At 36.8% G+C, this 6,559-nt stretch carries 4 protein-coding genes and 1 riboswitch; of the genes, 1 reads left to right on the forward strand and 3 read right to left on the reverse strand.

What is annotated here, in order from left to right; genetic code table 11:
• Nucleotides 1–238: 238 nt before the first annotated feature.
• Nucleotides 239–3,883: a tail fiber domain-containing protein gene (locus ACILQF_RS09145; protein WP_395627109.1), complete on the reverse strand. Its 3,645-nt coding sequence runs from the start codon at nucleotides 3,881–3,883 to the stop codon at nucleotides 239–241.
• A 324-nt stretch (nucleotides 3,884–4,207) separates the two neighbouring features.
• The gene (locus tag ACILQF_RS09150; RefSeq protein ID WP_395627110.1) at nucleotides 4,208–4,576 is read right to left on the reverse strand and encodes a helix-turn-helix domain-containing protein; all 369 of its coding nucleotides are present in this window, start codon (nucleotides 4,574–4,576) and stop codon (nucleotides 4,208–4,210) included.
• 571 nt (nucleotides 4,577–5,147) lie between these two features.
• Between ACILQF_RS09150 and ACILQF_RS09155 the strand changes: the two genes are divergently transcribed.
• A complete protein-coding gene (locus ACILQF_RS09155; protein ID WP_395627111.1) occupies nucleotides 5,148–5,423 on the forward strand; it encodes a hypothetical protein in 276 nt (91 codons plus the stop codon).
• Between the two features lie 424 nt (nucleotides 5,424–5,847).
• A riboswitch (cobalamin riboswitch) is annotated at nucleotides 5,848–5,982 on the forward strand.
• Nucleotides 5,983–6,163: 181 nt separating this feature from the next.
• Here ACILQF_RS09155 and ACILQF_RS09160 read toward each other — a convergent pair.
• A partial coding sequence (locus ACILQF_RS09160) for a CocE/NonD family hydrolase (protein WP_395627112.1) occupies nucleotides 6,164–6,559 on the reverse strand: 396 nt, incomplete at its 5' end.

The following is a 6,559-nucleotide window of genomic DNA, read 5'->3' on the forward strand; positions in this document are numbered from 1 at the left end:
ATTGTGCGGGATAAACTGCCCTTTATTTGATAAACGAGTCAAAAGACTCTTTTAAATTGTGCATCCTTAGAGACGCTATGCTGAAACTAGGGACAAAAGAGATTTATCTTCATGAATTATTTAATTTTATGTAGCAATTATTGATCAATTGTGAGTTGTTAGAAAGCTCATGGTATAAATCGCCATAGGAAGCAGCCGTTAATAAAGGATCAAGGCAGTATAATTAACCGATTCAAGTTTATTTCTTATTAACAATTGCCTCTAATGATTGTAATCTTGCTTCTAATGATTTTAATACAGCTTTTAAAGCTGCAATCTCATTATCTTTTTGAGTACTTTCCTCTTGAATAGCTTTTACGATCACAGGCAATAAATTGCTATAGCGCGCTTCAAATTTATCTGGATTTTGTTGGCTCACTAAATCTAAATTGGCACCAATAGTAGATTTTTGTTGTAAAGCCAATAGGTCTTGTGCAATAAAACCCGCAGATTTAATTCCAACCTTTGCTTTATCGCGCGTATTCCAGGTAAAACTTACAGGTTTTAATTGCTTTAAAAAATCTAAGCCTTCAGAAATCGTAATAATATCGGTTTTATCACGTCTGTCAGATAAAGAAGTTATAGTATTAACAGCAGAACGCAACGTTTCTATTGCAGCATTTCCCAGGGTAATTACATTACTTACATCTCCCGAAGATCCATTGGCCCCGCTTCCAATAAAAGTATTATTTGTACCAGATGTATTGGAATTACCTGCTTGATATCCAATCGCAGTATTGGAGGAACCAGTTGTATTAGTGTTAAGTGCACGCAAACCAATAACGGTGTTATCAGGTACGTTTGTTACACCTGGCCATTTCCAGTTTAGAAATCCATTTGCATTTGCAGTTAAAACTTGACCTGCAGCTCCATCGAAATTAGGATAGGTAACTGCACCTGCTGTTATGGTGCCGCTGGTTTTTACATTTGAAATAGCTACTGTTCCATTCGTACCATCGGCACCTAATTGAATGGTGTTGTTTTTAGAAACGGTTGCTCCATAACCAATGGCAGTGGCATTGGAAGACGCGACAACATTGGCTAAAGATCCTAATGCCGTGTTTTTACTTCCAAGTGTATTTGTTAAAAGGGAATTATAACCAATTGCGGTATTGTTGGATCCTGAAGTAGTATTTGTCATTGCCTGCATACCAACTGCAGTATTAAAGCCGTCTCCAACTGAATTTTGCATAGCAAACGAGCCAATGGAGGTATTATTACTTCCATGATAATTCATTGCACCTGCCCAGTTTCCAAGTGCTGTATTGTCAATACCTGTTACATTATTTATCAAGGCAAACTTACCAATAGCACTATTATTATACGCTGTCGAATGATTGTTTATCAAAGCCATAACACCAAAAGCAGTGTTGCTTGGATGAGAACCACTACCTACTCCTACTGTTAAACCATTCACCCTCAAATCATAACCGCCTAAATTAACAGCAGCATTTGCACCGGTATAGGGTACACCGCTTGAAGCAGCAGCAGCCCAACTGGCTACTCCAGTTCCATCAGTAGTTAAAACTTGACCTGCTGTAGCGTTGTGAGTATTTGGATAGGTAACGTTGCCGGCAGTTAGTGTGCCACCTACGGTAGCAGCACCAGTTACACCAAGTGTACCTGATATAGCTGTATTTCCTGTTGAAGCTTGAACAATGAATTTATTGGTATTTACTGCTAAATCACCACTTGCGTTTAGTGTTCCTCCCACGGAGGTATTGCCTGAAAATGTTTTATTTCCCGCAGCGGTTTGGTTGTTTGTTAGGTCTACAAAATTTATGGTTGAGGAACCGGTACCTCCATTCGATGATGGCAAAATACCAATCACTTTGCTGGTCAAATCAATACTTCCAGCCAACATGGCATTTGTCACTCTTCCAGCGTCTATTGTTGTTACATTACTTCCGCTACTAATCACGTCGCCTGTTAAATTCGCATTGGTAGTGACCGTGGAGGAAAGTGTTGCTGTGGCAGCGTTTCCTGTGATACTTCCAACTATCGGGTCAGTAACCGTCAAGTTGCCTAATGTGCCGACAGAAGTAATATTGGGTTGAGCAGCGGTGGTGACTGTTCCGGCAGTAGTCGCATTACCCGTTAAAGCTCCAACGAAAGTTGGTCCAGTAACTGTTCCTGTAAATGTTGGTGAAGCAATATTTGCTTTTAAATTCAAAGCCGTTTGAGTAGCTGTTGAAACTGGTTTTAATAAATCTGTTGAATTATCAACATTGCCTAATCCAACATCTCCTTTAACAATTCCTGTTGGAGTATTAATTACCGGACTCGCTAAGGTTTTATTAGTAAGTGTTGCCGTGGCAGCATTTTTTGCCGCATCCGAAGTATTATCAACATTACCTAATCCAACCATTGTTGATGTTATTCCTGATACTGTTCCGGTAAAGGTTGGTGATGCTAAAGGAGCTTTATTAATAACCAATGCATCCGTATAGCCTACTTTAGCATTATTAGTTATTATATCAGCAGCTTGTGCTGTTGTGATTCCAACCTTAGCCGTATTAGCAACTATTTCATTCGCCTGCGCTATGGTAATTCCAACTTTAGCTGTATTAGCAGCTACATTTGTATTGGCTGAAACTAAAGCTTCAGTATAACCTACTTTTAAGGTATTAGCAGCTATTTCATTCGCCTGCGCTGTGGTGATTCCAACTTTAGCCGTATTAGCAGCTACATTTGTATTGGCTGAAACTAAGGCTTCAGTATAACCTACTTTTAAGGTATTAGCAGCTATTTCACTAGCCTGCGCTGTGGTTATTCCAACCTTAGCTGTATTAGCAGCTACATTTGTATTGGCTGAAACTAAGGCTTCAGTATATCCTACCTTAGCATTATTAGTTACAATATCAGCAGCTTGTGCTGTTGTGATTCCAACCTTAGCAGTATTAGCAGCTATTTCATTCGCCTGCGCTGTGGTGATTCCAACTTTAGCTGTGTTAATTGCTATGGCACCATTTTGATTAGATAGGTCTGTTTGAATCCTTGCAATTAATACAGCATTAGTTATAATTCCCGAAATATCCTGATCACCGGTATTGGTGCCTGCAATGGCAGCAAGTTTGGTTTTCTCTGCTGTAGAATAATCGTTGCTTGATAAAACCTTGCCTGTTACCTGATCCACCTTTGAGGCCAAACTTGTAGTTACATCCCTAGTGTTTGCTTTTAAAGCTACCGAAGCTGTGGTGGCAAGCGCACTCAAATCCTGATCACCTGTATTGCTGCCAGTAATGGCGGCAAGCTTGGCCTTCTCAGCTGTAGTGTAGTCGTTGGTGGAAAGTTCTTTGCCTGTTACCTTATCTACTTTTGTGGTTAAACTGGTTGTTACATCCGATGAATTTGCCTTGTTAGCCAGCTGGGAAGTAGTTGCGTAGGTACTTAGGTCTTGATCACCTGTATTGCTTCCAATAATGGCTGCAAGTTTGGTTTTCTCTGCTGTGGTATAATCGTTACTTGATAAATCCTTTCCTGTCACCTTATCCACCTTTGTATTTAAAGATAATGCTGCATCAACCGTTGATAATTTTGTATCTAAATCCGTTTGAGTCATTATCAACTTCCAGGCGATACCGGTATAGTAGTAAAACCCTGCAGGAGCAGAAGTTTGATAAATCATTAAGCCTTCAGCAGGATTGCTAATGGCATCTTTTTGCGCAGCAGTGATTCGGGGAATTAATATTCCTTTGTTATTCGTATTGGAAGTAACTTCCAGAGCGGCAGAAGCTGCGGGGCTGTTGGTGCCGATGCCTACCTGGGCAAAAGTGCTGCTTAGGCTTAACAAACTGATTACTGTAAAAAGTAACAGGCCCCTGAACTTGTAATTTTTTAACATGTAGTACGTGTTATTTTAATGGACTATTTAATTCAATTATGATTAAACAGTAATGCTTGATTTCGTTTTTATCGCTTTTTAAATTTTGAAGATTTTAATAACAGGCCTCTTCAAACAGGTGATTAATGCCATTTTTAGCCCCAATCATAACAATTCGGCAAAAAAGGACGCATGTAAAAAATAAATTCTACCATGCCTTCTAGACAGATTAATTTTAAAGATGAAGTTCAAATTTACAAGTGACAGATCGATTATTAGAGAAAACGAGCCTTCTTCCGAAGAAACTTATAGTTAACTTTTATAACGCCTTGACAATCAAAGGTTTTAGGAGATTGAATTCATGAAACTGGAGGGGGTTCCACCATGAAATTTTTGAAATGGTTTATATAAATGATGTCGTGAACTAAAGCCCGAAAGCTGTGCTAATGCATCAATGGTATAATGTGGGTATTTACGGGATTGCACCAGATCGACAAAATATTCTACCCGATGTTTATTAAGCAAATCGTTAAAACTTAGGGTATAACGTGAATAAATATAATTGTATAGTTCAGTTCCACTTATACCAAATTCATAGGCCATATCTTCTAAACCTGCTAATGGATTTAAAAAGTATAGTTTACCAAAGAAACAATCCATAAAATCAGAATCAGAAATAGAAGATTGTGAATTAGCAGATGAATTTTTATGCAATAATTCTAAGGATAGATGGTTTAAAAAGCGGGGCCTAAATAAGATGAGTAAAATCAATGATGCAAAGGGAAAGGAAAGTATAAATAAACGGATGAAAGCATTCCCAGTATATAAAAAGATTAAGTTAAAACAAAAAATAATTGCCAATAGAATTGGGAATGAAATACACCAAGTCCTTAATCTTCGAAAATATAAATTCCCTGAAGGATACTTTCGATAAATTTTTTGGATAAAATTCAGGGATAAAATAAGAAAAAGTAAAGGCAGAGTTATTCTAACAAAGTATAAATAGTTTGAAAATTCAGGAATATTAGCCACAATTACTTCATTGGGCAGGTCTAGAATCAAGCTGTAATAGGCCAATATACCCCAATTTAAGACTAAAAAAAATAATGAAATAATTACTGTTTTTCTAGAAATTTTATAATGGTTTAAAAAAGAAAGCAAAAATAAGACACTCACAAAAATAAGGGTTGGAGGAATTTGCATAAGCAATCTATTGTAGTAGCCAAAGAGCGTCAAGAACCTCGCCAGCATAAAGAATCCCACTGAAGACAATAACATAAGAAAAATGCCTTTCAGTAAACTTTTAGCTTTGAATTTGATTAGCACCTCAATCAAGGTAATGAGTACAAGTAAAATCACCGATACTAAAAGGTATGATTCTAGCATGACAACGCTTGTCTTTAAAGTCCCAACAAGTACCATCATAAATACTTTAGATTACAACTCATTCCTGATTTTCATTGATTTAGATTTATTATCTAATGCAAGGGGTGCAAAATTTGATTTATTACAAGCTTCACAAGGATACAATAAATTTAAAATCATTAAGCAGAAACACTAAAAAATTGAAGTAGTTTATAAATAATAAGTATAATTACTCAATCAGGAAGCTATTTAATTATAAAATAATAGTATCAAGCGGTATTCAATTTTACCGGGTTTCGGCGATAGCTTTCAGTAGCGTTTTAGACATTTTTAATCACTCGTGTATAATCCTAAAATTGCAATATCAATGGAATTACCTTAATTTAAAGAGTAATATGTACACTGGCGCAAATTCAACCTCCTGAAAACCATAAAGGCAATAACTGATTTTTTCTGATTATTATTTCCAATTTTGCTTCATCAGAAGATTTACGACGCTACTAATGCCCGTTCAAAATTCATACTGCTGACGATTTACAGTATAGTCTGTTCAAAACTGATTACTTGTTTAAACTTGATCATCTGCCACACTGATTTATTATCCACTTTCGTTTCTAGTTCTTTGTCATATCTGTACTGGTCTATTCGCTCAGGCGGATGATTAAAAGGGAAACGTGTGAAAATCGCAGGCTGACGAGCAACTGTAATTCAATAAAATGGAGAGCCAGACACCTGCCAAGATAGTTTTGTTCAAAACTAAAGAATTCCATTCAACAGATTTCTCCACTCAGGACAATCATGTCAAACATCATAATTACAAACGAGTGTTCGAAATGACGGCGTGGTGGTTAAACCACACCGTCATTCAGACAGAGCCACGACGAGTAATCTCTTCAATTAGCAAGCCCCCAATTCCATTCAACAGATTTGTAGCTTTTACTTTTTTATCATCGGTAAAATAATTCTTGAAGGATATTTTGAGCTATGATGAACTTTATTTTTGGCGACAACACCTTTGCTTTCATCAAAATTATTTCCACCAGTATTTAGGTTTCTTTCAAAACGCGGGAAATTACTACTGGAAATTTCTATTCTAATCTGATGTCCTTTTGGAAAAAAGTTGCTTGTTGAAAGAGCAGAAAGTTTCACTTCATAAACTTTACCTTTTTCCATAAAAACCTCTTTATCATATCCTTCTCTGTATCTTACTCTCTGTATCGTTTCATCCAAATTATAAGCTTTCCCGTCTGGATAAACATCAATCAATTTCAAGGTAAAATCAGTGTCCTTTGCATCAGATGAAACATAGAGAATAGATTCAATAAAACCACT

It is taken from the genome of Daejeonella sp., assembly GCF_044232565.1.
Taxonomy (GTDB): domain Bacteria; phylum Bacteroidota; class Bacteroidia; order Sphingobacteriales; family Sphingobacteriaceae; genus Daejeonella.

Excerpts from the sequence above, each read along its gene's own strand:
- ACILQF_RS09155 (WP_395627111.1), top strand. The coding sequence starts at position 5,148 with ATGCCTTTCAGTAAACTTTTAGCTTTGAATTTGATTAGCACCTCAATC.
- ACILQF_RS09145 (WP_395627109.1), bottom strand. The coding sequence starts at position 3,883 with ATGTTAAAAAATTACAAGTTCAGGGGCCTGTTACTTTTTACAGTAATC.